Source organism: Bradyrhizobium sp. Leaf396 (genome assembly GCF_001424605.1).
Taxonomy (GTDB): Bacteria; Pseudomonadota; Alphaproteobacteria; order Rhizobiales; family Xanthobacteraceae; genus Bradyrhizobium; species Bradyrhizobium japonicum_C.
In genome coordinates this window covers 1-23,036 of sequence record NZ_LMQJ01000066.1, presented here as the reverse complement: position 1 = coordinate 23,036, position 23,036 = coordinate 1, and the positions used below count along the sequence as shown (strand labels likewise).

Annotated in this window: 22 protein-coding genes and 2 pseudogenes; 15 read left to right on the top strand and 9 right to left on the bottom strand. The window is 65.2% G+C overall.

Features of this window, described 5'->3' with window-relative positions:
- The first annotated feature begins 9 nt into the window (after positions 1-9).
- The 5 genes from ASG57_RS35025 to ASG57_RS35005 all read left to right on the top strand — a co-directional run bounded on the left by ASG57_RS35025 (position 10) and on the right by ASG57_RS35005 (position 3,868).
- A complete protein-coding gene (locus tag ASG57_RS35025) occupies positions 10-579 on the top strand; it encodes a peroxidase-related enzyme (RefSeq protein ID WP_057199123.1) in 570 nt (189 codons plus the stop codon).
- Positions 580-703: 124 nt separating this feature from the next.
- Positions 704-1,363 carry a hypothetical protein gene (locus ASG57_RS35020; protein WP_349510076.1) on the top strand — a complete coding sequence of 220 codons (660 nt, stop codon included), beginning with the start codon at positions 704-706 and terminating at the stop codon, positions 1,361-1,363.
- Positions 1,364-1,382: 19 nt separating this feature from the next.
- Positions 1,383-2,075 (top strand): L-fuculose-phosphate aldolase, encoded by a 693-nt coding sequence (locus ASG57_RS35015; protein WP_057199121.1) that lies wholly within the window; start codon positions 1,383-1,385, stop codon positions 2,073-2,075.
- A 32-nt stretch (positions 2,076-2,107) separates the two neighbouring features.
- The gene (locus tag ASG57_RS35010; protein WP_024342076.1) at positions 2,108-3,070 is read left to right on the top strand and encodes a carbohydrate kinase family protein; all 963 of its coding nucleotides are present in this window, start codon (positions 2,108-2,110) and stop codon (positions 3,068-3,070) included.
- A 51-nt stretch (positions 3,071-3,121) separates the two neighbouring features.
- Positions 3,122-3,868, top strand: coding sequence for an SDR family NAD(P)-dependent oxidoreductase (locus ASG57_RS35005; protein ID WP_057199120.1), 747 nt, complete (start codon positions 3,122-3,124; stop codon positions 3,866-3,868).
- A 363-nt stretch (positions 3,869-4,231) separates the two neighbouring features.
- Here ASG57_RS35005 and ASG57_RS34995 read toward each other — a convergent pair whose 3' ends face one another.
- Positions 4,232-5,044 (bottom strand): DUF2478 domain-containing protein, encoded by an 813-nt coding sequence (locus ASG57_RS34995; protein WP_156402914.1) that lies wholly within the window; start codon positions 5,042-5,044, stop codon positions 4,232-4,234.
- A pseudogene (locus ASG57_RS34990) lies at positions 5,044-5,265 on the bottom strand (molybdate ABC transporter permease subunit); the annotation flags it as partial. The pseudogene ASG57_RS34990 and the gene ASG57_RS34995, both read right to left, overlap by 1 nt.
- A gap of 9 nt (positions 5,266-5,274) precedes the next feature.
- Between ASG57_RS34990 and modD the strand changes: the two are divergent.
- From modD to ASG57_RS34960, 6 genes and pseudogenes are all read left to right on the top strand, one after another.
- A pseudogene (gene modD, locus ASG57_RS34985) lies at positions 5,275-6,009 on the top strand (ModD protein); the annotation flags it as partial.
- A gap of 102 nt (positions 6,010-6,111) precedes the next feature.
- Entirely contained in the window at positions 6,112-7,473 is a 1,362-nt protein-coding gene (locus tag ASG57_RS34980; RefSeq protein WP_057199117.1) for a hypothetical protein, read from the top strand.
- Between the two features lie 12 nt (positions 7,474-7,485).
- On the top strand, positions 7,486-7,995 hold the full coding sequence (locus tag ASG57_RS34975) for a DUF2249 domain-containing protein (protein WP_057199116.1): 510 nt from the start codon (positions 7,486-7,488) through the stop codon (positions 7,993-7,995).
- Entirely contained in the window at positions 7,992-8,315 is a 324-nt protein-coding gene (locus tag ASG57_RS34970; RefSeq protein ID WP_057199115.1) for a metal-sulfur cluster assembly factor, read from the top strand. The genes ASG57_RS34975 and ASG57_RS34970 overlap by 4 nt, the downstream gene beginning before the upstream one ends.
- Before the next feature lie 141 nt (positions 8,316-8,456).
- A complete protein-coding gene (locus tag ASG57_RS34965) occupies positions 8,457-8,774 on the top strand; it encodes a hypothetical protein (RefSeq protein ID WP_057199114.1) in 318 nt (105 codons plus the stop codon).
- 60 nt (positions 8,775-8,834) lie between these two features.
- Complete coding sequence (locus tag ASG57_RS34960) at positions 8,835-9,692, top strand: SDR family oxidoreductase (RefSeq protein WP_057199113.1); 858 nt, start codon at positions 8,835-8,837, stop codon at positions 9,690-9,692.
- An 82-nt stretch (positions 9,693-9,774) separates the two neighbouring features.
- Here the strand turns inward: ASG57_RS34960 and ASG57_RS34955 are convergent, their stop codons facing one another.
- The gene (locus ASG57_RS34955) at positions 9,775-10,290 is read right to left on the bottom strand and encodes a YciE/YciF ferroxidase family protein (RefSeq protein WP_057199112.1); all 516 of its coding nucleotides are present in this window, start codon (positions 10,288-10,290) and stop codon (positions 9,775-9,777) included.
- Between the two features lie 87 nt (positions 10,291-10,377).
- On the opposite strand from ASG57_RS34955, the gene ASG57_RS34950 reads away from it, so the two are divergent.
- The 4 genes from ASG57_RS34950 to msrA all read left to right on the top strand — a co-directional run bounded on the left by ASG57_RS34950 (position 10,378) and on the right by msrA (position 14,569).
- Positions 10,378-10,572 (top strand): hypothetical protein, encoded by a 195-nt coding sequence (locus tag ASG57_RS34950; RefSeq protein WP_057199111.1) that lies wholly within the window; start codon positions 10,378-10,380, stop codon positions 10,570-10,572.
- 484 nt (positions 10,573-11,056) lie between these two features.
- Positions 11,057-13,378, top strand: coding sequence for a molybdopterin guanine dinucleotide-containing S/N-oxide reductase (locus tag ASG57_RS34945; RefSeq protein ID WP_057199288.1), 2,322 nt, complete (start codon positions 11,057-11,059; stop codon positions 13,376-13,378).
- A 114-nt stretch (positions 13,379-13,492) separates the two neighbouring features.
- Positions 13,493-13,915: an OsmC family protein gene (locus ASG57_RS34940; RefSeq protein ID WP_024342064.1), complete on the top strand. Its 423-nt coding sequence runs from the start codon at positions 13,493-13,495 to the stop codon at positions 13,913-13,915.
- 138 nt (positions 13,916-14,053) lie between these two features.
- Positions 14,054-14,569 carry a peptide-methionine (S)-S-oxide reductase MsrA gene (gene msrA, locus ASG57_RS34935; protein ID WP_057199287.1) on the top strand — a complete coding sequence of 172 codons (516 nt, stop codon included), beginning with the start codon at positions 14,054-14,056 and terminating at the stop codon, positions 14,567-14,569.
- Here msrA and ASG57_RS34930 read toward each other — a convergent pair.
- The 6 genes from ASG57_RS34930 to ASG57_RS34905 all read right to left on the bottom strand — a co-directional run bounded on the left by ASG57_RS34930 (position 14,566) and on the right by ASG57_RS34905 (position 22,583).
- Positions 14,566-15,720, bottom strand: a complete 1,155-nt coding sequence (locus ASG57_RS34930; protein ID WP_057199110.1) for an MFS transporter — start codon at positions 15,718-15,720, stop codon at positions 14,566-14,568. The genes msrA and ASG57_RS34930 overlap by 4 nt on opposite strands.
- Positions 15,721-15,777: 57 nt before the next feature.
- A complete protein-coding gene (locus ASG57_RS34925; RefSeq protein ID WP_057199109.1) occupies positions 15,778-17,103 on the bottom strand; it encodes an ATP-binding protein in 1,326 nt (441 codons plus the stop codon).
- On the bottom strand, positions 17,100-17,813 hold the full coding sequence (locus tag ASG57_RS34920) for a response regulator (protein WP_024342060.1): 714 nt from the start codon (positions 17,811-17,813) through the stop codon (positions 17,100-17,102). Before ASG57_RS34920 ends, ASG57_RS34925 begins: the two co-directional genes overlap by 4 nt.
- 90 nt (positions 17,814-17,903) lie before the next feature.
- On the bottom strand, positions 17,904-19,868 hold the full coding sequence (locus tag ASG57_RS34915) for a MacB family efflux pump subunit (protein WP_024342059.1): 1,965 nt from the start codon (positions 19,866-19,868) through the stop codon (positions 17,904-17,906).
- Position 19,869: 1 nt separating this feature from the next.
- The gene (locus ASG57_RS34910; protein ID WP_057199108.1) at positions 19,870-21,099 is read right to left on the bottom strand and encodes an efflux RND transporter periplasmic adaptor subunit; all 1,230 of its coding nucleotides are present in this window, start codon (positions 21,097-21,099) and stop codon (positions 19,870-19,872) included.
- Positions 21,096-22,583, bottom strand: coding sequence for an efflux transporter outer membrane subunit (locus ASG57_RS34905; protein ID WP_057199107.1), 1,488 nt, complete (start codon positions 22,581-22,583; stop codon positions 21,096-21,098). Before ASG57_RS34905 ends, ASG57_RS34910 begins: the two co-directional genes overlap by 4 nt.
- Between the last annotated feature and the right edge of the window lie 453 nt (positions 22,584-23,036).

Genomic DNA, 23,036 nt, shown 5'->3' with positions numbered 1-23,036 from the left:
GCTTGCAACATGTCTGCGCCCGCCATCAGCCGCTTTCCCGTCCCCGACATCGCGACGCTTCCTACGGATATCCGCTCGCGAATCGAGGCGGTTCAGGAAAAGTCCGGCTTCGTCCCCAACGTCTTCCTGATACTCGCGCATCGTCCTGACGAGTTCCGGGCGTTCTTCGCCTATCACGACGCTCTGATGGACAAGCCCGGGCCGATCACCAAGGCCGAGCGCGAGATGATCGTCGTCGCGACCAGCAGCGCCAATCAATGCCAGTATTGCGTCGTGGCACACGGCGCCATCCTGCGCGTGCGCGCAAAGAATCCGCAGATTGCGGACCAGATCGCCGCCAATTACCGCAAGGCCGACATCACCGCGCGGCAAAGGGCGATGCTCGATTTCGCGATGAAGGTCTCGGCGCGGGCCTATGAGGTAGACGACTCCGACATCCAAGATCTCAAGGCACACGGATTCACCGAGGAGGACGTCTGGGATATTGCGGCCATCGCTGCATTCTTCGGCATGTCGAACCGCCTCGCCAATGTCACCAGCATGCGTCCGAACGACGAGTTCTTCTCGATGGGGCGATGAGCGACGCGGACGAACTGCAATGGTATCGCTGGTCATCGACAGACGCTTCCGGGGGCCGCCCAACTCCGGCAACGGAGGCTATGTATGCGGATCTCTCGCAAGGCACGTCGCCGGAGACGCTGAAGTGACGTTGCGCGCCCCGCCGCCGCTTGAGCGGCCGCTCGATGTGCTGACAGGGACCGACGGCGGGATCGAGTTGCGCGAGAGCGGCAAGCCGCTCGCGACGGCGCATGCAGCACGCGTCGATGTGCCGGACGTTCCCAGGGTGAGCTACGAAACCGCCGAAAACGCGGTCGGCAGAACGCCCTACGACGAACAGAGCCACAACCTTCCAGGATGCTTCGTCTGTGGCCCCGCACGCAGCCATGGCGACGGTCTCCGGATCTTCGCAGGTCCGCTCGAGGCAGGGGCAGTCCCGGGCAAGCCGGTCGTGTTCGCTGCCTCCTGGGTGCCTCATGGCAGTCTGTCCGGCGAGGACGGTCATGTCGCGCCCGAATTCCTCTGGGCTGCTCTTGACTGCCCGACCGGCTATTGCAGCGTGGGTGCCCGGCACCTGGGACTGAATGGTGACGAGACGGCCCTGCTCGGACGAATGGCAGCGCGGATCGATCGTCGGCCGCGTCCCGGAGATCGCTGCGTGGTGGTGGCGTGGCCGACCGGGCGGGCCGGCCGCAAGCTCTTTGCCGAGAGTGCCTTGCTTGATGCGGAGCAGGAGGTGCTGGCGACCGCCCGAGCGACGTGGTTGTTGGTCGACCGGCAGGTCCAGCTCGGAGCAAGTGCATGAACGGGGACGGGACCAACATATGAGCGGGCGCGAAGCAGAGTTCGAACTTCGTCAATCCATCATCGACGCGTGCCGCGAGATGGCGGCGCAGGGCATCAACCAGGGAACGTCCGGAAACATCAGCGTCCGAACCGATGGCGGCATCCTGCTGACGCCGTCCGGCCTTCCCTACGACCGCATGAAGCCTGAAGATATCGTGGCCATGAACTGGGACGGCTCGTGGACAGCGTCGGCCGGCAACGTTCCCTCGACGGAATGGCGCTTTCACCTCGACATCCTGAGGTCGAAGCAGGAGGTCGGCGCCGTCGTTCACGCCCATCCGATCTTCTGCACGATCATCGCGATCATGAACCGCTCGATCCCCGCGATTCACTACATGATCGCCGCTGCCGGCGGAAACGACATCCCTTGCGCGCCCTATGCTCAATACGGCACGGCCGAGCTGTCGCAGGCGGCCCTGAACGCGCTTCGCTATCGCCGCGCTTGCCTCCTCGCTCATCACGGCCTGATCGCCATCGGTCCCAACCTGCGCAAGGCCTTGTGGCTCGCCGTGGAGGTCGAGGTGCTTGCCAAGCAGTATCACGGCTGTCTTCAACTCGGCTCTCCTCCGCTGCTGCCGGACGAGGAAATCGACAGCATCCTGAAGCGATGGGGGCAGTACGGCTTGCGCGATAACGACGGCAAGCCCGAGACCCGCCATCCGTCGAGCTAGATCACGACCAAACCACTGTCCTGCGAGAAATCATGGCTCACACTCACGATGTCAGCGTCTGCGGTACTTACATTCTGGACATTCTAGGCGTCCCGGTGACGGAGATTCCGCCCGGTGGCGGCCGCTTGCTGATCGAAGAAATTCGGCTCGCAGTCGCAGGCACCGCCGGCGGAACGGTCGTTCCTTGCGCACGTCTTGGTCTCAAGGCGCTCGCGGTCGGCGCAGTCGGCTCCGACGAGAAGGCGGATTGGATGCTGAACGCGCTTGAGCGTGAAGGGATCGACATCTCTCTCATGGAGCGGATGGCCGACAGCCCGACCTCGGCCACGATCCTGCCGATCCGGCCCGATGGCTCGCGTCCGGTCATGCATGCAAGGGGCGCCTCGGCGCGCTGGCGGATCGCACCCGAAACGCAGAAGGCGGCTTGCCGCAGCAAGGTTCTGCATCTCGGCGGAGTCGGCTCCCTGCTCGCGATGGACGGAGCGCCTTCCGTCGCATTGCTGCGCGACGCCAAGGCGGCCGGTTGCATGACGACGCTCGATCTCATCCAGGCGCGGCGTGAAACGCTGGCGCTGGTCGAGCCGCTGCTGCCTTATGTCGACTTCTTCATGCCGAGCATCGATGAGACCAATGCCATGGTTGGAACCGACGATCCGGCCGCGTGTGCGCGCTTCTTCATTGAGAAGGGAGCGGGGGCCTGTGCCATCTCTCTTGGGGCCGACGGATCGTTCGTGATGACGCGGGACGGACGTCAATTCTCCGTGCCGGCTTTCGAAGTTGCGGTCCGCGATACGTCGGGATGCGGCGATTCCTACACGGGCGGGTTCATTGCGGGTCTGGTCCGCGACTGGGACCTGCTCGACTGCGCCAGACTTGCGACCGCCACCGCCGCGATCGTCGCAACGGGTCTGGGCTCCGGCGCCAACCTCGTATCATTCGAGGAGACCGTGAAAGCCATGAACACCTTCCCGGTCCGCAAGTCTGCTCGCGCCTGATCTTTCTACACCGCAAGAACAATTCGTCCGAACAACAGGGGAGAACGTAACATGGCCCGACATGCGATCGTGACGGGAGCAAGCCGCGGAATTGGCCGCGCCATTGCCATCGGCCTTGCCAAACGCGGCTACGATCTCGCGCTGACCGACATCGCAGCGCAGGAGAAGGTCCTTCTGGAGACCGTCGCCGAGATCAAGGAGATTGGCGGCCGCTGCATCCCGGTGCTGGGCGACGTCAGCGCGATCGGCGATTGCAGGCGGGCCGTGGCGGAAGCCGTCGGGGGCTTTGGGCACATCGACGTCCTCGTCAACAATGCGGGTATCCTCAGGCTGGCGACCATCGACGAACTGACGACCGATACATGGGATCAGACGTTCGCCGTCAACACCCGCGGCGTGTTCCAAATGACCCAGGCTGTGGTTGGGCACATGAAGGAGCGCAAGTACGGGCGCATCGTAAACATCGCTTCGCTCGCTGCCCGAACAGGCGGCCCGGGACAGTCCCACTATGCCGCGTCGAAGTCCGCCGTGGTCGGCTTTACACGGGTCTCGTCCATGGAGTTCGGAGGCCACGGCATCACGGTCAATGCGGTATGCCCGGGCATCATCGTGACTGAGATGGGGATGAACAATCTCCGCGATCCCGAGCGCGTCGCCTATTTCGAGAAGGTCACGGACTTGCACCGGCTCGGACAACCGGAGGACGTGGTCGGTCCAGTCGCATTCTTTGCGTCCGATGATTCTGCCTTCGTCACCGGCCAGGCCCTTAACGTCGATGGGGGTATCTTCTACAGCTAAGAGGAGGGCCGACCGCAAGAGAACTCGCTAGTGCCTGCTTCCAGTGCGTCGGTTCTGATCCGAAACCGGCGCGGTCTTCGTCGGCTCAGGCATTATTCGTCGGCAATGGTGTCGCGACCCTGCATGCTGATCGCGGACGGAGAGCGGTTCGATTCCGTAGCTTTCTGGAAGCTCTCGTGCTGGGCCGCGGGTAGGAAAGTATGGAGAAGCTTGAGATTGATCTTCGTCTGGCCCGGGTTTGCGCTAATGCACCGGTTGGCCGCAGCCGTGCCCCGGAAGCTTTACTCTCGTGGCATACGCTGACTCAGGTTAGCAACGGGTCATAGGGGTCTCGGCCAGTGAAAACTGCTATCGGTGATCAAGTCATCCGACGTGATGATCGGCAAGTAACGCCGCAGGCGCATCGGCGGGCGCGTGCGCCGTGCGGGCCTGTTTCAACCGTGACGACAGCTCCTGCCACCAGCCCTCGATCGCTGCTCGCTCGCACAAGAGAGTTGTGCCGATCCCGCCGGTAAAATCATTCCAGGCGTCCAGGCATTTTTCCGGCACTGCCGTGAGCACGGGGATACCGGCGGCGATGGCGCAGGCCAGCTCGTCGCGCAGGCCTTCGCCGGCTGCCTCCTGCTTGGAGAATTTGTTGATCACGACGAGATCGACGTCGGCCGCGATCGCGCGGGTGACGGCGACCGCCGCCTCAGCAAGGCCCGCAGCGTCGAGCCTGCAGGCCATGGCGCCCGAGCCGAGTGGCTGGCAGATCGAGATCTCCGCGCCGGTCATGAGGTCGATGGCCTGCATGCCAACCTGGCAGTCGGCGCCATCCTTGACGTTGCGCTGGACCACGCCGCCGATCCGGCCGCCCGACCGCCCGAGGTTCTGTGCAAACTCGGCAAGCAGGGCGTCGACGTCGTCCTGCGGACGATAGAGGATCGCGGCGACGCGGTTCGGGTCGATGTCGTGAAAGTCGATCGGCATGGTCATCCTCGTCGGATTATCTACGCGGTTCCGTCGAGCCGAGCAATGTCCGTACCGATCACGGCTCCCGACCAGCGGTATCGGATGGAGGCTGTGCAGCGGGCCGGAGTCGACGACGCGGCCACTCTCCATCAACATCAGATGATCGGCGAAGCGCTCGATCTCGGCCATGTCGTGGCTGATATAGAGTACCGGCAGCAACATGCCGCACCCCTTGCGGCCCACTTGTCGGCGATTGCCATGGTCAGGATCACCGCGAAGGCGAAGATCACCATGAGGCCTGCGAGCATGCTCGCTTCACGCCACCGGGACGTCTCGACACAATCGAAGAGCGCGACCGACAGCACCTTGGTGCGATCGGGAATGTTGCCGCCGATCATCAGAACGAGCCCGAACTCGCCGACCGTGTGTGCGAAGCCGAGCACCGTTCGCCGGGGGCGGCGCTGGAGCAGGGCGCCCCGATCCTCCAAGCGCGCGGTTCGGCCCCGGATCTGCTCTGGAGCTGGAAGGTGGCGCAGACCTTGATCGAGATCTGGTCGGGCGTGGCCAGCGAGGCTCGCGTCATCATCGCTGCGGCGCGGGCGGTTGCACCCGAGATTGCGGTCGCCTGCACGCGCAAGAACGTGCCGGGGACCAAGCGCTTTGCAGCGGCGGCCGTGAAGGCGGGCGGCGCCGTGATGCACCGGCTCGGCCAGTCCGAGACCGTGCTGGTGTTTCCCGAGCACCGTGCGTTCCTCGGCGAACTGCCGCTGTTTCAAGCGGTCCAGCGATTGCGCCGGGCGGCGCCGGAGAAGAAGCTGGTGATCGAGGTGAAGACCGCCGACGCCGCACTTGCCGCGGCGGTTGCCGGCTTCGACGTGATTCAGGCCGAGAAGTTTTCGCCGACCGAGATAGCTGCATTGGTCAAGCGCATGGCATCCATGGCCTATACGCGTGCTCGTCCGATCGTCGCCGCCGCGGGTGGTGTCAATGCGGCGAATGCCGCTGCTTATGCAGAGGCCGGGGCCGATGTCCTGGTCACATCCTCGCCCTACTTGGCGAAGCCGAGAGACGTCGAGGTGCGGATTGCGGCAACGGTCGAAAGCAGCCGTCCCGCATGGACCGGAAGAGACGCGAGCGTTCCTGCGAGCCGGCATGCCCGAGAACCAGAAGGGCGTGTTGAACTCTGACGCGACGAGTTGCCAAAGGCGCCAGAGTTTGCGCCTCGACAAAGAGGTCGTGACTGCAGCTGCTTACCGTTCCTGAGCGCTGGCACGGGATGTGTGCCGGCGATGGGAAGCAAGCCGGTGATCGGAACCAGCGTCTGCAAATGGACCGTCAGTTACTTCGCGCTCGCAGTCGTGTGGCTGCTGCTCGCAGAAGTCCTGATGGTTGCCGGCTTCGGCTTTCCGCACAGCGACATCGGCGGACCGGATACGCTCGTCATCGTCCACATGGTTTGCGTCGGTTGGTTGAGCACCGCGTTGTGCGGCGCGCTGTTCCAGTTTGTGCCGGTGCTGGTCGCAAAGCCGCTCTATGCGGAACGCTGGACGCCGCTGGCTCTGGCGCTGCTGACGCTTGGGCTGATTGTCCTGCTCGCTGGCTTTCTGGCGCTCGGCGGCCACCTCAACGGGCCGAGCTGGCTGCTACCGCTCGGCGCGGGCCTGTTGGTTGCAGGCTTCGCGTTGGTCGTTGCCAATCTCGGCATGACGCTCTGGTCGGCCCGGCCGCTGCCGGCGGCTGCGCGGTTTACTGCCGTCGGGCTCGCCTGCATCTGTGTCACGGCCGCATTCGGCGGCACTTTCTCGCTGGTGCTGTCCGGAACGGGCGTCGGAGCGTTATGGCCGGACCTGCTGCCATCGGGCGTTTCGATCCACGCGATTGCGGGGCTTGGCGGCTGGCTGACGTTCACTGCCATGGGCGTCAGCTATCGGCTACTTGCGATGTTCATGCTCGCGCCCGATGGTGATGCGGAGCTAGGCCGGCTTGCCTGGCGCAGCGGAGCCGCGGCCCTGGCGGTCGTTGTCGTCGGCGGGGTGCTTGCACTCTGGCGCGCGACCGGGCTGAACCTTGTGCTTCTGCTTGCAGGAGCTGCGGCCCTTCTATCGCTCGCCGCATACGGCAGCGACGTATTCGGTCTGTACCGCACCCGCAAACGCCGTGCGCTCGAGCTCAACACGCGCATGAGCCTGCTGTCGCTGGGGAACCTCGTTGCGGCTGCAATCCTTGGCGCAGCGTCTGCCGCGGCCGGTTCGTTGCAGTCGCATGCGGGAGCGCTGGCCTTCCTCGTCGCGTTCGGCTGGCTCACCGGTCTCGTGCTCGCCAATCTCTACAAGATTGTCCCGTTTCTGACCTGGCTCGAGACGTACGGCCCGGTGATGGGCAGGGCGCCCACGCCTCGCGTACAGGATCTCGTCGCCGAACGTCGCGCCTCAAAATGGTTCGTCCTGTTCTTTGCCGGAACTTGGGCGGCCGTGTTCATGCTGTCGATCGACAGCGCGCTCGGCTTCCGCATTGCTGTCGCGCTTGTGACGCTGGCAACGCTCGGACTCTGTGAGGAGCTCGTCAGGGCCAGGCGGCTTGCGGATGTGGCGGAGTCGCTACGCCTGCCGTTGGGAGCCACAGTCCCCCATCTTCTGGTCTCGCGCAATTGAAAGGAGACTGCCATGACTGATTTCATCGACGTCGATGTCCGGCCGATTCTGCGTGCGGGCGGCGAGCCGTTCTCGATCATCATGGCCGCGCTCGAACGGCTGGAGCCCGGAGAAGGCTTGCGGCTCCTTGCTCCCTTCAAGCCGGTTCCTCTGTTCGACGTTATGGCGAGCAAGGGCTTCGCGCACCGCGATGCCGAGCTCGAAGGCGGCGACTGGGAGATCCTGTTCAAGCCGCACGATGGCTCGCTCGAAGCGGGCGAACCCGCGCCCGTGGCGTTGAGCGATGACGATTGGCCGGAGCCCGCCGTTCGCCTCGACAACCGCGACCTGGATCCGCCGGAGCCGATGGTTCGGATTCTCGCGTCGGTGGAGCGGCTCGCGCCCGGGCAGACGCTCTCCGCCTTGCTCAGTCGCGAACCGGTCTTCCTGTTTCGGGAGCTGACCAAGCGCGGCCATCAGTGGCGCGGCGGCTTCACGCCGCAGAGGGACGCCTATCAGCTGACGGTGAAGGTGCTCGCATGAAGGCCGATGACGACGATGTCGTGGCGCGGATAAGGCAGTCGCTGAAGGTCGTGATCGATCCGGAACTCGGACACAACATCGTGGACCTCGGCTTTGTCTATGATGTGTCGGTTGACGATGGCGTTGCGCACATCACCATGACGACGACGACGCGAGGCTGTCCCGCCACGTCCTTCCTCAAGGAGGGCGCCGCCAACAGCGCGCGTCTTGTTCCGGGCGTTGAAGCGGTCGAGGTCACCATGACATTCGAACCGCCCTGGCAGCCCTGCATGATCTCGCCGGGCGTGAAAGCCTCGCTTGGCTTCGCCGAGGTGAATTGATCCGGCGGGACGGTTTCGACGAGCTAGTTGCTTTCCGGACCTGGGCCGGACCAGATCTTTTGCCGGTGCCCGCGATCGGATACGAGCCGCTGGCGATCGAGGCGCCGACGTCTGAATGAAATTGTCGCTTCGTCTGCGAGAATGACCTGCGCCAATCTGCTGGGCGAGGCGGGAGTACTGCACGAGAGCCACATCGGCTCGCTGCGCCTGTTGCCGCAGGATTGCGACATGGTTGCTGTCGTCCAAGCGTTTCGCGACGTGCTGGACGGGCGTGATGATGTCGACTGCGGCAACCGCCGCATTGCCGCGGCCTATCCAGGTGTGCCTTTCTCGTACGGGTTCCTGCGAGCGGAGCCTGGGCACGTCTACCGCCTTGACCGCGCAGAGCCGGCGCAGGGCGCGACGTGGCAAGCCGGAACTCTGTTGCCCGAGGTAACTGCCGCGTTATGCGACGACTGAGTCCACGCAGGAACGCTTTCGGCAGCGCTCCGTTAGCGCAGCAAACGCCCGGAGTTTTCCATGACCGACTATCCAAAGCCGCCCTATCCTTCACAGCAGCAACCGATGCCCGGCTCGACGCGGGCGATGCAGCCGCGACCGGATCATGGCGAGGAGAGTTACAAGGGCGCGGGGCGCCTGGCCGGAAAGAAGGCGATCATCACGGGCGGTGACAGTGGCATCGGCCGCGCGGTCGCGATCGCCTACGCGCGTGAGGGCGCAGACATCGTCATATCTTACTTGAACGAGGACGAAGATGCGGCCGAGGTGAAGGCGCTGGTGGAACGGGAGAGACGCAAGGTCGTCCTGATCCCCGGCGATATCCGCAATCCCGAGCACTGCCGCGCCATCGTGCGCCGCGCCGTCGAGGAGCTCGGGGGAATCGACATCCTGGTCAACAACGCGGCGCATCAGGCCACGTTCAAGGATATCGCCGACATCAGCGACGAGGAGTGGCAGTTGACGTTCGAGACCAACATCCACGCCATGTTCTATCTGACCAAGGCTGCCGTTCCCCACATGCGGCCGGGAGCCGCGATCGTCAACACGGCCTCGGTGAACTCGGACATGCCGAACCCGAGCCTGCTGGCTTACGCCACGACCAAGGGGGCCATTCAGAATTTCACGGGCGGGCTCGCCCAGATGCTGGCCGAGAAGGGCATTCGGGTGAACGCGGTGGCCCCCGGTCCGATCTGGACTCCGTTGATCCCCTCGACCATGTCGGAGGAAAGGGTCAAGAACTTCGGCAAGCAGGTCCCGATGCAGCGCGCCGGCCAGCCGGCGGAGCTCGCGACCGCCTACGTCATGCTGGCCGATCCGCTCTCGAGCTACACTTCCGGAGCAACGCTGGCTGTCACCGGCGGAAAGCCATTCATCTGATCGCACGTGCCTCACTCCCGTCAGCAAGACCCGTGGGCGGCACCGGAAGGCCGGGCCGCCACGTGCAATCAGCAGCATTCGATCACGCCGCGTTGGACGCCTTGGCGTTGACCCCTTTGCGAAGTGCCACAGTATTCAGCTTGGTGTTGGCGGCCTTCTCCTCGTTCAGATTGGTCGTGAGGAAGCGTACGATGTCGTCGTGGCCGAGCTCTTCGGCCCAGGCGATCAGCGTGCCGTAGCGGCACATCTCATAGTGCTCCACCGCCTGCGCGTTCGCCACGATAGCGGCATCCAGCACGGCCTTGTCCTCGATCTCCCCGGCGGTTTCGTCGGCTTCCTTGATTAGGCCGTCGATGGCCGGGCAATTGGTGCCGCTCGGCTCCTTGCCGAGCTTCGCGAACACCTTGTCGAGGCGCTCGACCTGCTTGTTTGTCTCGTCCAGATGGGCCTTCAGCCCGGCAACGAGATCCTTGTTGGTCGCCTTGTCGATCATCTTCGGCAGCGCCTTCAGGATCTGCTGCTCCGCGTAGTAGATGTCCTGCAGCACGTGCAGCAGCAGGTCCTCCATCGATTTGATGTCCTTGGTGAAGAATCCCATAAAAGACGCCTTCCTTTCACAATGATGGCAGTGGAACGCCGTGCGGCCACCGCTGTTCCATTCCCATGTGCAGATCGGGAGAGCCGAATGAGTGATGGAGTGGATCATTTTGCGAGCCTGCTCGGACGTGCCGCACTGGACGTGTGGGGCGACATACCCCGAGACATTCAGGAAGCGCTGTTCGAGACCGCGATGAAGGGGCGCGAAGCGGAGCGCGAGGATCTGGCGCGGTTGCTGCATGAGCGGCATCCGCGCACTCTTCATCCAGACCGGCCCGGCTGACGAAGCCGGCGGGAACGATCCTACGAGCTTCTGATTGGTGAAATGGGTGGCGCGTCGCCGAACGGCTCGAATGAGGACCGCACGAGGCGCATCGCACAATCGCGATCAAATCTGTGAGCCGGGCGACGTGACTGAGATGAATATGGGAAGATGGTACGACCCGATTTCAGAGCGATGGATTGCGCCGCGGGAAGCGCCCGCCATTGCTGCTTATGATCGGCCAAGCCCGGAGAAGGGGCCGGAGGCTCACAAGAGGGAAGAGGTGCAGCGGATCTGGAACTTGCTGGTCGATTGCTGCGCACGCGGGTGATGTAGGCGAAGGTTCTTGCCGCGCGTGCGAGCCCGTTCGGCGACGTCTCAGCGTCAAGGGACGTCATTGCGCGGGACTGCCCAGCGTTTCCGTCAACCCTGATCTCGACGACGTCCGGTACGGAGCGGTATATTACCACCCGGCCGCAGAGCGGCGCCGGACAAGGATCAGATGATGGACGACACGATTGGCTTCCCCGACCCAGGTCTCGACCTGTCGGACGGCTTCAAGCCGCATACCTCGCATTGGGGCGCGTTCTCTGCGCGTCAGGGCGCGGCCGGGCTGGAGGTCAGGGCCTATGCGGGCGACCCCGATCCGAACGGCATCATCGACAATTTTCCCGGCGCACTCCGGCACCAGGCGCGCATCGCCCAGCCGGCGATCCGTCGCGGCTGGCTGGAGCGCGGGCCGGGCCCCGACGATCGCCGCGGCCGCGACGACTTCGTCTCCGTCAGCTGGGAGAAGGCGCTCGACCTCCTCGGCGACGAGCTGGGCCGGATCCGCGATACCCGCGGGCCGGGCGCCGTGTTCGGCGGCTCCTATGGCTGGTCGAGTGCCGGCCGCTTTCATCACGCCCAGAGCCAGGTGCATCGCTTCCTCAACATCGCGATGGGCGGCTATGTGCGCTCCGTCAATTCCTATTCCTCGGGCGCGTCCTCGGTGCTGCTGCCGCAGATACTGGCCGGCTACGAAGACATTACCAAGCGTAATGTCACCTGGGAGCAGATCGCGACCGACACTGACATCGTGCTGGCCTTCGGCGGCATGGCGCTGAAGAACTCCATGGTGGCCGGCGGCTCGATCAGCAAGCATGTCGAGCGCGGGGCGATGGCAGCGGCACGCCGGCGCGGCTGCGAGTTCGTCCTGGTCAGCCCGCTGCGCGACGATCTGCCTGTCGAGGCCGGGGCGGAATGGATTGCTTGCGTGCCCGGCACCGACACTGCGCTGATGCTCGGCGTCGTCCATACGCTGGTCAGTGAAGGCCTGCACGACCAGGCCTTTCTCGATCGCTACACCGAGGGCTGGCCGGTCTTCCTGCGCTATCTCACCGGCGAAAGCGATGGCCAGCCCAAGCACGCCGAATGGGCCGGGGCGATCTGCGGCGTAGAGGCGGAGGCGATCCGCAACCTTGCGCGGCGGCTTGCCGGCAAGCGCGCGCTCATCACCGTCTCACACTCGCTTCAGCGCGCCGAGCACGGCGAGCAGCCGGTGTGGATGGGCATGGTGCTGGCGGCAGCGCTCGGACAAATCGGTCTTCCCGGCGGCGGCTACGGCTATTCGCTTGGAGCGATCGGCTATTACGGCCGCCGCGTCAACGACGTGCCGGCGCCGACACTAGGGCAGGGGCGCAACGGCGTCGCCGATTTCATTCCGGTAGCCCGCATCGCCGACATGCTGCTCAATCCCGGCAGTACCTATCGCTACAACGGCGAAACTCGCAGCTATCCGGACATTCGTCTGGTCTACTGGGCGGGTGGCAATCCCTTTCACCACCATCAAGACATCAACCGTTTGCGCAAGGCGTTCGCGCAAGTGGACACATTCGTGGTGCACGAGCTCGGCTGGACCGCAACGGCCCGCCACGCCGACATCGTGCTGCCCGCGACGATGACGCTGGAGCGCGAGGACATCGGCTATTCCACCAACGATCCGCTGATGATCGCCATGCACCGCATCGCCGAGCCGTTCGGCCTTGCGCGCGACGACTACGATATCTTCGCCGATCTCGCCGAACGTCTCGGGGCACGCGAGCCGTTTACGGAAGGGCGCACGTCGCGACAATGGCTAAAGCACCTCTACGAGCCGACCCGCGCATCGCTTGCGAAGCGCGGCCTGGAAGCACCGAGCTTCGAAGAATTCTGGGCGCGCGGTAGCCTGGTCGTGCCGCAGCAACCCGATGACGGTGGCCGGCTGCGCCGCTTCCGCGAAGATCCCATCAATCATGCCCTGCCGACGCCGAGCGGACGCATCGAAATTTTCTCGGCCAAGATCGCAAGTCATGGCGATGCCGATTGTCCCGGCCACCCGGTCTGGCTCGAGAAGACCGATATGCCCAGGCCGGAGGCGCCGTGCTTCCTCGTCGCCAACCAGCCGGCGACGCGCCTGCACAGCCAGCTCGATTTCGGCGGACACTCGCTGGCCGCAAAGCATCGCGGCCGAGAGGTCGCGCGCATGAACCCGATCGATGCGAACGCGCGAGGCATCAAGGACGGCGACATCATCCGCCTGTTCAACGAGCGCGGCGCGTGCCTCGCCGCGGTCCATCTCACCGACGGCATCGCGCCCGGCGTGGTGCAGCTTCCGACCGGCGCCTGGTACGATCCGATGGACCCGGAAGACGAGGCGCCGCTCTGCGTTCACGGTAATCCCAACGTGCTCACCCGCGATATCGGCACCTCGTCGCTGGCGCAGGGCTGCACCGGCCAGCTGACGACCGTCGAGGTGGAGAGGTTCATCGGAAATCTGCCGCCGATTCGGGCGTTCGACCCGGTGTAGGGGCTAACGGAACCGCTGCGGCGCGCCGCCGGTTTGGGAGGGCAGGCGGTCACGCCGCTGCCGCCTTCGACGGGTACCGAGCGCCGGTACTGAGACCAAACGAGGAGAACTGAAATGATCCGCAAGGCAACGGCAGTCTGGAAGGGCACCGGTCGCGACGGGACCGGTCATCTCACGAGCGAATCCGGCGTGCTGGCGCAGACGCCCTATTCGTTCAAGACCCGCTTTGAGAACGAGAAGGGTACCAATCCCGAGGAGTTGATCGCGGCGGCCCACGCAGGTTGTTTTACCATGGCGCTGGCGTTCGGCCTTCAGATGGCCGGTTTCACGCCGGAGGAGCTCTCGACGGAAGCCGCGGTGACGCTCGAGCCGGAAGGCAAGGGCTTCAAGATCAGCAAGTCCGCGCTGACCTTGCGTGCAAAGGTGCCGAACCTCGACGAGGCCGGCTTCGCGAAGATCGCAGGCGAGGCCGAGAAGAACTGCCCGGTATCGAAGGTGCTCAACGCCGCGATCACACTCGACGCCAAGCTGGGCTAGCGGCGCGTGCTCGCCTCGGTCCACCCGGAAGCGCCGGGTGGACGCGCGTGCAATGCGTGGCTTTCGGACTAGCCGCCGAAAGCCTATATGATGCGGCAGCTGCAGAACCGACAGAGCGATCGATTGGGAGCACATCAGATGACGACAGAACGTGCAGTCTTGGCCGGAGGTTGTTTCTGGGGAATGCAGGATCTCATCCGCAAGCAGCCGGGCGTGGTCTCCACCCGGGTCGGCTACACCGGTGGTCACGTGAAGAACGCCACCTACCGCAATCACGAGGGCCACGCCGAGGCGATCGAGATCATGTTCGATCCGGCCAGGACCAGCTTCCGAACCATGCTGGAGTTCTTTTTCCAGATCCATGATCCCACCACGCTCAACCGCCAGGGCAATGATCTCGGCACCAGCTATCGCTCCGCGATCTTCTACACGAGCGAGGAGCAGAAGCGGATCGCCGAGGATACCATTGCCGATGTCGAAGCATCGGGCCTGTGGCCCGGCAAAGTGGTCACTGAGGTCGCGCCCGCGCGCGAGTTTTGGGAGGCCGAGCCGGAGCATCAGGATTACCTCGAGCGCTATCCTGACGGCTACACCTGTCACTTCATCCGGCCCGGCTGGAAGCTGCCGCGCCGTGCGGCTGCGTTGGGCGGCTAGGTCGCCGTGCCCTGACGTGCGCTCGTCGTGACGATCCGCGCAGATAGCGTGACGAGGCCCATCAGCGCCGCCAGCAGCCCGAACGCCAGCGGCAGCCCGCCGATCTGTGCAATGAAGCCGACGCCGGCCGGACCGATGAGGACGCCGGCATAGCCTGCGGTCGTGACGGCCGCGACGGCCAGGCCGGCAGGCATCACCTTTTGCCGCGCCGCGCGTCTGAACAGCACCGGCACGAGGTTCGAGGCGCCGAGCCCGATCAGCAGGAAACCACCGATGGCAGCCGCTGCAAAGGGTGCGGTGAGCAGGATCACAAACCCCGCGATCGCGATCAGGCTGCCCCAGAGCAATGTCGCGCGGTCCCCGATACGCGCTACCACCGCGTCGCCGCCGAGCCGGCCTGTCGTCATCGCGATCGAGAACACGATGTAGCCGGCTCCCCCTTGCGCCTCCGTCACGAGCCCCGCGCCGATCAGGAGCAGCGCGCCCCAATCGAGCATCGCGCCTTCGACGAGGAAGGTGACGGCGCCGAGCAGCGCAAGCAGCAGGACCGATCCGTGCGGAAGCACGAACAATGGGCCCTCCTGCACTGACACGGACCGCAGCAGGCGCGGCCAGGTCACGAGCATGGCGATCAGCATCAGGACGGAGCAGATCAGCGTGCAAACAAGCGCCCGGAGTTGCAGCGATAGCAGCGCCGTCATCAGCGCAGATCCGGCGAAGCCGCCGATGCTGAACAGCGCGTGGAAGCCGGACATCAGCGGTCGTCCTGCGGCGCGTTCGACCTCCACGGCGTGGATGTTCATGGCGACGTCGATCGAGCCGAGCGCGGCGCCGAAGGCGAACAGCGCCAGCGCGAGCGTCGTGGGGGATCCGGCCATCGCCAGCAGCGGCAGCACCAGCGTGAGACCGAGCCCGCCTGCGATGATGATCGGTCTGCTGCCGTAGCGCGCGCTGAGAATGCCGGTCAGCAGCATCGCGAGGACGGAGCCGATGCCGAGGCTGAGCAGAAGCAGCCCGAGAACGCCGTCGTCGACCGCGAGCCGCGCCTTCGCGAACGGCACCAGCGGCGCCCAGCACGCGATGCCGAAGCCCGCGACGAGAAAGGCAAGCCTGGTCGCTAGGCGGGTCGCCGGCCGATCGGCAGAAGACATGAGAACTCCGGGAAAGCAGAGGCGGGGCGGAGCAAAAACCCGACAAATGTCGCGGCTTTATGTCCGAGACGTGCCCGCATTGTCGCGACTTGCGCCGAAGAGCAGCAAACGGACGCGTAGGCCCGTGGGCGCGTTGTCCAGCAGTTCAAGCGTTCCGCCATGCGCGGTCACGATCGCCTGTGCAATCGAAAGACCAAGGCCAAATCCAGCCGTCTCGTCCATGGTGCGGGCGTCCTCTCCGCGTACGAAGGGTTCGAGCATCGCCGCCTTCCTCTCATCGGGAATGCCGGGGCCGTCGTCCGAAACCTCGATGACAAGCCGATCCTCCGATGTTGACAGCGCGACCTCGACCCGGGTTCCGAAGCGCGTCGCATTGTGGACGAGGTTGCTGACCGCGCGGACGATCTCGTCCGGCCGCAACACGAAGGCGGCCCTGGCGGGGCCCGAATAGCTCACCGCGTGGCCAGAGTCGGTAAACTGCTCGCACACCATCTCGAGCAATGCGGCGACGTCCACAAGCGTCGGCTTGACCGGGCTTTCACTGCGCAACAACGAGAGCACCGACTCCAGCATCGACTGCATCTGGTCGAGATCGCGCACCGTCTGGGTGCGCTGAGCCGGATCCTCGATCAATTCCGAGCGCAGCCGCAGCCGCGTGAGCGGGGTACGCAGATCGTGGCTGATGGCCGCGAGCATGCGCGTCCTGTCGTTCATCAGCGCACCGATGCGCTCGCGCATCCGGTTCAGCGCTCTGGCTGCGGACCTGATCTCCTCCGGCCCGTTCTCCGGCAATGGCTGCGATGACTGATTCAGGCTGAAGCTCTCTGCCGCGCGCGCGAAGGCCGACAAAGGCGAGGAGAGCGCCCGGCCCGCCCAGATGCCGAGCAGCGTGACGCTCGCCACCAGGAACAGCAGCGTGGAGGTCCAGAGGCCGCTGACGAAAGCTGGCATCTTGGGCGATCCGATCGTGGCCTCGAGCACGTCGTCGTTGCCGAGATCGAACCAGAGGCGGTTGTCGTCGGAGGTGGCACCGCGAATGAGGTCGACCTTGCCGGCCAGCGGCGAGGGGACGTTCAGCGGCGACCGCTCCGGCATGGGCGAGGCGGAGACGCCTTCGCGCAATTGCAGCTTCAGTGCCGGATAGGTTCGGCGGATGTTGTCGAGCACCATGGCGCGCTGTGCTTTCGGCGTGTTGTCGATGATCTCCACGATCAACTCGAGCTGCTCGACCGGTCTGTCCGTCAGCATCTTCGGCCGGCTGAGCAGGAAATATCCGGCAATCAGGATGTGGATCAGGACCAGCGACACCAGCACCAGCGCCGCGATCTGGCCGCTGATCCGCCTGAGGCTGAACAGCGCCACGATCTCGGCTGAGCGGCTCATGCTTCCTCCACCACCGGCGTGAAGATGTAGCCGCCCGTGCGAACGGTCCTGATCACGGACGTCTCCTGGGTGCGGTCGAGCTTGCGTCGCACGCGGCTGACCAGCACGTCGATGCTGCGGCCAAAGTTGCCGCCGGGACGGCCGCGCGTCATGCTCAGCAGATTGTCACGGGTGAGGATGCGGCCGGCCCGTTCGCAGAACGCTTGCAGCAGATCGAACTCGGCGCTGGTCAGCGGCACCTGCGCGCCCTCGGGGTCGCGCAATTCCCGCAAGCGAAGATCAATGATCCAGCCCTGGAACTTGAGGCGCGTTGCCGTGGGGCCGGCGGCAAGTCCGCTCGCTTGGCGGCGCAGCACGGCGTGGATCCTGGCAAGAAGCTCGCGCGGATTGAACGGCTTCGGCAGATAGTCGTCGGCGCCCATCTCGAGGCCGAGGATCCGGTCGAGATCCTCGCCCTTCGCGGTGAGGATGATGATCGGCGTCATGGACTCCATGCGCACCCGCCGGCAGAGGCTCAAGCCATCCTCGCCCGGCAGCATCAGGTCGAGCACGATCAGGTCGATGCGGTTCTGCGACAATTGCCGGTCCATCTCGCGGCCATTCGTGGCCGCGTGGACCGCGAAGGAATGCTCGCCCAGATAGCGCAGGATGAGGTCGCGGGTCTGCCGATCGTCCTCGACGACCAGGATGTTCGGGGTGCCATTGGTCATGATCGAACTCGCATCGGGAGTGCCGATCGTTGGTCGATTTGAGGACGTTTGTCTCGTCCGAAGAACTACGGTCATGGTGCAATCCTACGGTCAGTCGCGGCTCAGCGCCACTACGGGATCGAGAAAGGCGGCGCGGCGCGCGGGGAAGAAGCCGAAGGTGACGCCGATACCGGTTGAGGTCAGGAACGCCGCGCCGATCGAGAGCGGCGAATAGCTGATTTGGAAGTCCGGCACCGCGATGTTGACGGCAGTGCCGAGCAGGACCGCGATCAGAATGCCCGCGATGCCGCCGATGGACGAGATCAGCATCGCCTCCACGAGGAACTGCTGGAGGATGTCGCTGCGCCTCGCGCCGACCGCCATGCGCACGCCGATCTCGCTGATCCGCTCCGACACGGATACCAGCATGATGTTCATGACGCCGATTCCGCCGACGACCAGCGAAATTACCGCGATTGCTGCCACCAGGAATGCCAGCGTCTGCGTCGTGCTGGTAATGGTGCGGCGGATGTCGTCGGTGTTGAGGATGACGAAGTCCCTGGTGTTGTGCCGCTGGGTCAGCAGCGTGGTCACCGCGTCCTGCGCCAGATTGGTCGAGATCTCATCGCTGATTCGCAGGAGAATGCTGCGCAACGCGCGGTCGCCGGTGAACTGAGCCTGCACCGTGGTGTAGGGCAGGTAGACCGAGAGGTTCTGGTTCGAGCCGAACCCGCCCTGCTGCTGCGCGATCACGCCGACGATGCGGCATGGCACCTTGCCGAGCCAGATCACGCGGCCGATGCCGGACGTCTGGTCGTCGGCGAAGAAGGTTTTCCTCGTATTGTCGTCGATGACCGCCTGCCGCTCGATGTTGCGGACGGCGTCTGCGTCGAACAGGCGGCCCATCGCCAGCTTGGCGCCCTTGACCAGAAAATAGCTTTCGCCGACCCCGTTCACGAGCACGTTCGACTCGTTGCCGCGATAGCGCACCGTCGTGCTGGTCGACACGGTCGGCGTGACACCGGCGATGAAGCTCTGGCGGGCGAGCGCGCGGGCATCGCCGAGCACCAGCGTCTTGATCTTGGCGGCGCGGGCGTCGCCGAAATCCTTGCCCGGAAATACCTCGATCGTGTTGGTACCGAGACTTGAGATGTCGGACAGCACCTTGCGCTGCGAGGCGTTGCCGAGCGCGACGACGGACGAGACCGCCGCGATCCCGATGATGATGCCGAGCATAGTCAGGAAGGCCCGTAGCCGGTGCGCGGCCATCGCCACCAGCGCCATGCGGGACGCCTCGCGCAGCCGCCGCAAGGCGCCGGACCAGCCGGGGCGGCTGTCCCATGTGGTGGTTCGGGCGGCGGGAGCTACGGGCCCCGCCGCGGCCGTGGTCTCCGTGCGGCGATCCGAAACGATCCTGCCGTCCCGCAGCTCGATGATGCGCTCGGCCCGGGCGGCGACATCGGCATCATGGGTGACGATGATGATCGTCCGGCCCTCGCGGTGCAGCTCCTTGAGAATCTTCAGGACCTCTTCGCCGCTGCGCCGGTCGAGCGCGCCGGTGGGCTCATCCGCCAGGATGACCTCGGCGCCGTTGATCAGCGCCCGCGCGATCGAGACGCGCTGCTGCTGGCCGCCGGAGAGCTGATTGGGGCGATGGCCTCCTCGGGCGCCGACGCCCAGCCGTTCGAGCAGCGCGTTCGCACGTATCCGGCGCTCGCGGGCATTGACGCCGGCATAGACGGCGGGGATCTCGACATTTGCGGCAGCCGAGAGGTCTCCGAGCAGATGATAGCGCTGGAAGATGAAGCCGAAATGCTCCCGGCGTAGCGCCGCCAGCGCGTCCGCATCAAGCTTGGAGGCGTCCTTGCCGGCGACGCGATAGGTGCCCGACGTCGGCCGGTCGAGGCAGCCGAGGATGTTGAGCAGCGTCGATTTGCCCGAACCGGACGAGCCGATGATCGCCACCATCTCCCCGGCGCGGATGTCCAGAGAGAAGCCGTCGAGGGCCACCACGCTGGTGTCGCCGGCCGTGAATTCGCGCCGGACGTTCTCGAGCGAGATGATGGAATCGGTCATCTCAGGGGCCTCCCGGCGGGCCGCCCGGCATGCCGCGCGATACAATCTGCTCGTTTGCTTCTCCCGTGACGACCCGTTCGCCCTCGGACAGTCCTGACCTGATCTCGACCATGGTGCGGTCGTTGAGGCCGGTCTTGACCTCACGCTCGCTGACCTCGCCGGACGCGTCCAGGGTGCGGACGGTGCTGCGGCCGTCGGATTTGCGCATCACCGCCAGCGCCGGAATGACCTTCACGCGCTTCGCGTCGCCGGTGATGATATGCACTTCCGCGGTCATGTACGTCCGCAGCGCATAGTCCTTGTTCGGCACGTTGAAGACGCCGATGTAGTAGATTGCCGTGCTGGTCGAGCTTGATGAACTGGACGAGCCCGAACTCGACGTCGTGGTCGAGGAGAAGCTCGCGTCGTTCTTGATCGATTCGGGCGCTGGCTCGATCTGCTCCAGCCGAGCCTCGTAGCGATGGTCCTGGTCTCCCAGTATCGTGAAGTAGAGCGATTGTCCCGGCCGGACCTTGACGATGTCGGCCTCGGAAATCTCGGCCCGCACCGTCATTGTCTCGAGCTGGCCGAGCACGACGATGGTCGGCGCGGACTGCACCGCGTTGACCGTCTGGCCCTCCTGCACCACGGTGGCGAGCACCGTGCCGTCGATGGGCGCGGTGATGCGCGTGTAGTCGAGGTTCACCCGCGCCGTCTCCACGCTGGCTTCGGCGCCTACGATCAGCGCCTCGAGAGCTGCGATCTGGGCGCGGGTCTGCCGCACCGTCGAATCCGCACTGTCAAAATCGCTGCGCGAGGTGGCGCGCTGCGCCAGTGTCGCCTGCTGGCGCGCGAGATTCGCCTCGGCCAGCACCAGGGCAGCCTCCTTCTCGGCCTTCTGCGCGCGGTAGTTCTTCAGTGCGGCTTCCGAGTTGCGCAAGTCGTTCTGCTTGGTGACGGGGTCGATCTGGGCGATGACATCCCCGGCCTTGACCGTGTCGCCGACGCGCACGTTGAGCGCGGTGATCCGGCCCGACACTTGCGCACCGACGGCCGTCAGCCGCGCCGGCTTGAGAGTGCCGCTCGCGAGCACCTCTTCCCGCAGATCGCTCACGATCACGGGCGCAGTAATGTAGGACTGCGTCTTGCTCGACGTGCCGAGGAAACGTGTGGCCGCCAAGACGGCGGTTGCGACGATGACAATCAGGGCCGCGGCGATTTTCAGGCGCCTGGCGGTGATGATATCAGTCACTTCACCGTCTCCCGGAAGTGAGGTCCCGTGTTGGTGTCCACGATGATGGGCGTCGACGTTTCGACCGGATCGGTCCAGCCGCCGCCGAGCGCCTTGGCGAGGGAAATGTAGTCCTTGGCGGCCGACACCTTGCTCTGGATCAGCGAATCCTCCGCCGAATAGAGCGAGCGCTCGGCGTCCAGCACGTCGATGAAACTGGCACTGCCGGTCTCGAACAGCGACCGGGATAGTTGGGCGGCCTCGCGATAGTTCTTCGCCGCTTCAGTCAGCTTGGCCGCCCGCACGCGCTCCTGCGACAGCGACACCAGCGCATTCTCGACGTCTTCGAGCGCGGTGAGCAGGGTCGAATGGAACGTGGCGAACGCCTGATCGCGCTGCGCTTCCGCGATCCTGACGGTCGCGAGGCGCTTGCCTGCATCGAACACCGGCACCGTTACCGAGGGCCCCACCGACCAGCTCACGCTGGAATATTTTGCGAGATCGCCTGCGCGCAGCGCAGATGTGCCGACCGAGCCCGTCAGCGACACCGCAGGGTAGCGGTCGGCCTCGGCCGCGCCGATCTGGGCCGTGGCTTGGGCGAGCTTGCGCTCAGCGCTCGCAACGTCCGGACGGCTGATGAGAAGGTCGGCGGGCAGGCCCGTGGGGAGCGGCATGCGCGGCGCCGGCACCGGCATGGGCCGTGCCATCAGCGAAGCGACGGCGTCGGGCGGCCGTCCGAGCAGGATGCCGAGCCGATGGATGTCGGCCGCGAGCGCCGCGCGGTAGGTGGGAACGTTCGCTTCCGTGCTCGCGGCTTGCGCGGTTGCCTTGGCGAGATCGACGGCGTTGCCGCTGCCGGCCTCGTACTTGCTGCGGGTGAGCTTCTCGGTGTCGCGCTGCGAGACAGATGTGCGCCGCGCCAGCTCGATCCGGGCTTGGTATCCCCGCGCGTCCACATAATAGGCGGCGACGTCGCCGATCAGCGTGACGAGGCTGTCGCGCAAATCCTCCTCGGCCGATTGCTGCCCGCGCACCGCGGCTTCAATGTTCCGCTGCGTGCCGCCGAACAGGTCGAGCTCCCAGCTCGAATCGAAGCCGGCCTGGTGAAGCGTGTAGGGCGCCGTATCGACCACGGCGGAGGCGGAGCCCGCGCTGGTTTTGTTGCCTGTCACCGAGGCAGAACCGCTGACGGAGGGGAGCAGGCCGGCGCTGGTCTGTTGCACCGTTGCGCGCGCCTCGCGCACGACAGCCTTGGCTTTGGCGACATCCGGGTTGGCTTCGACTGCCTGTTCGATCAGCCGGTTGAGTACGGGGTCGCGCAGGCGAAGCCACCAGCGATCGAGCGTAGCGGTCTGGCGGCGCGATCCCGGCTTGACGCTCCACTCCCGGGGCATGTCGAGCTTCGGCGGCCCGGTATAGTCAGGCCCGACTGCGCAGCCAGCCAGTGTGCAGCCCAGCAACAGCGCTGCGCACGCCGATCCGGCGCGCGAGAGGGCGGCGTGCAACAGGGGCCTCGTCGGGCAATGGTCCTCCTCTGCGGATGGCGCGGGAATCGCGTCGGACAAGTGTGGCTGCATCGAATTGGCTTGAGACCCATTGGCCTTACCGCGGTACGGGCGGTGCCCATGGCCCTTGGAAGGAAGAAGGAATAGCACGCCTCAATAGCCGCGCGATCGTGGCCTTTCGGCAGCCCGAATGTTGCTGAATGTAAACAGATGTTGCGGGGCATCACGTCGCCAACAATGCAGGACTTCAGGCCTGTTTCTCCTACGCGTCAAGCCCTCTTCGAGAAAATATTCCGCTTTACCGAAATTCGGAAACGGCGTATGTGTGGCCCATCCCGGCTCATCCTTGAGGGGCGATCGTGTGGTCGTCATGTTCGCGAGCCGGGCTTGCGGTGGACGCGGCAGCGTCGTGCACGAGAGGTCAGGGGCAGGGCGGATTGCTCTCCGTGAGCC

Coding starts and splice junctions, on each gene's coding strand:
- ASG57_RS35025 (WP_057199123.1), top strand. CDS start 10: ATGTCTGCGCCCGCCATCAGCCGCTTTCCCGTCCCCGACATCGCGACG.
- ASG57_RS35015 (WP_057199121.1), top strand. CDS start 1,383: ATGAGCGGGCGCGAAGCAGAGTTCGAACTTCGTCAATCCATCATCGAC.
- ASG57_RS35010 (WP_024342076.1), top strand. CDS start 2,108: ATGGCTCACACTCACGATGTCAGCGTCTGCGGTACTTACATTCTGGAC.
- ASG57_RS35005 (WP_057199120.1), top strand. CDS start 3,122: ATGGCCCGACATGCGATCGTGACGGGAGCAAGCCGCGGAATTGGCCGC.
- ASG57_RS34995 (WP_156402914.1), bottom strand. CDS start 5,044: ATGTTGCTGCCGGTACTCTATATCAGCCACGACATGGCCGAGATCGAG.
- ASG57_RS34980 (WP_057199117.1), top strand. CDS start 6,112: ATGGGAAGCAAGCCGGTGATCGGAACCAGCGTCTGCAAATGGACCGTC.
- ASG57_RS34975 (WP_057199116.1), top strand. CDS start 7,486: ATGACTGATTTCATCGACGTCGATGTCCGGCCGATTCTGCGTGCGGGC.
- ASG57_RS34970 (WP_057199115.1), top strand. CDS start 7,992: ATGAAGGCCGATGACGACGATGTCGTGGCGCGGATAAGGCAGTCGCTG.
- ASG57_RS34965 (WP_057199114.1), top strand. CDS start 8,457: ATGACCTGCGCCAATCTGCTGGGCGAGGCGGGAGTACTGCACGAGAGC.
- ASG57_RS34960 (WP_057199113.1), top strand. CDS start 8,835: ATGACCGACTATCCAAAGCCGCCCTATCCTTCACAGCAGCAACCGATG.
- ASG57_RS34955 (WP_057199112.1), bottom strand. CDS start 10,290: ATGGGATTCTTCACCAAGGACATCAAATCGATGGAGGACCTGCTGCTG.
- ASG57_RS34950 (WP_057199111.1), top strand. CDS start 10,378: ATGAGTGATGGAGTGGATCATTTTGCGAGCCTGCTCGGACGTGCCGCA.
- ASG57_RS34945 (WP_057199288.1), top strand. CDS start 11,057: ATGGACGACACGATTGGCTTCCCCGACCCAGGTCTCGACCTGTCGGAC.
- ASG57_RS34940 (WP_024342064.1), top strand. CDS start 13,493: ATGATCCGCAAGGCAACGGCAGTCTGGAAGGGCACCGGTCGCGACGGG.
- msrA (WP_057199287.1), top strand. CDS start 14,054: ATGACGACAGAACGTGCAGTCTTGGCCGGAGGTTGTTTCTGGGGAATG.
- ASG57_RS34930 (WP_057199110.1), bottom strand. CDS start 15,720: ATGTCTTCTGCCGATCGGCCGGCGACCCGCCTAGCGACCAGGCTTGCC.
- ASG57_RS34925 (WP_057199109.1), bottom strand. CDS start 17,103: ATGAGCCGCTCAGCCGAGATCGTGGCGCTGTTCAGCCTCAGGCGGATC.
- ASG57_RS34920 (WP_024342060.1), bottom strand. CDS start 17,813: ATGACCAATGGCACCCCGAACATCCTGGTCGTCGAGGACGATCGGCAG.
- ASG57_RS34915 (WP_024342059.1), bottom strand. CDS start 19,868: ATGACCGATTCCATCATCTCGCTCGAGAACGTCCGGCGCGAATTCACG.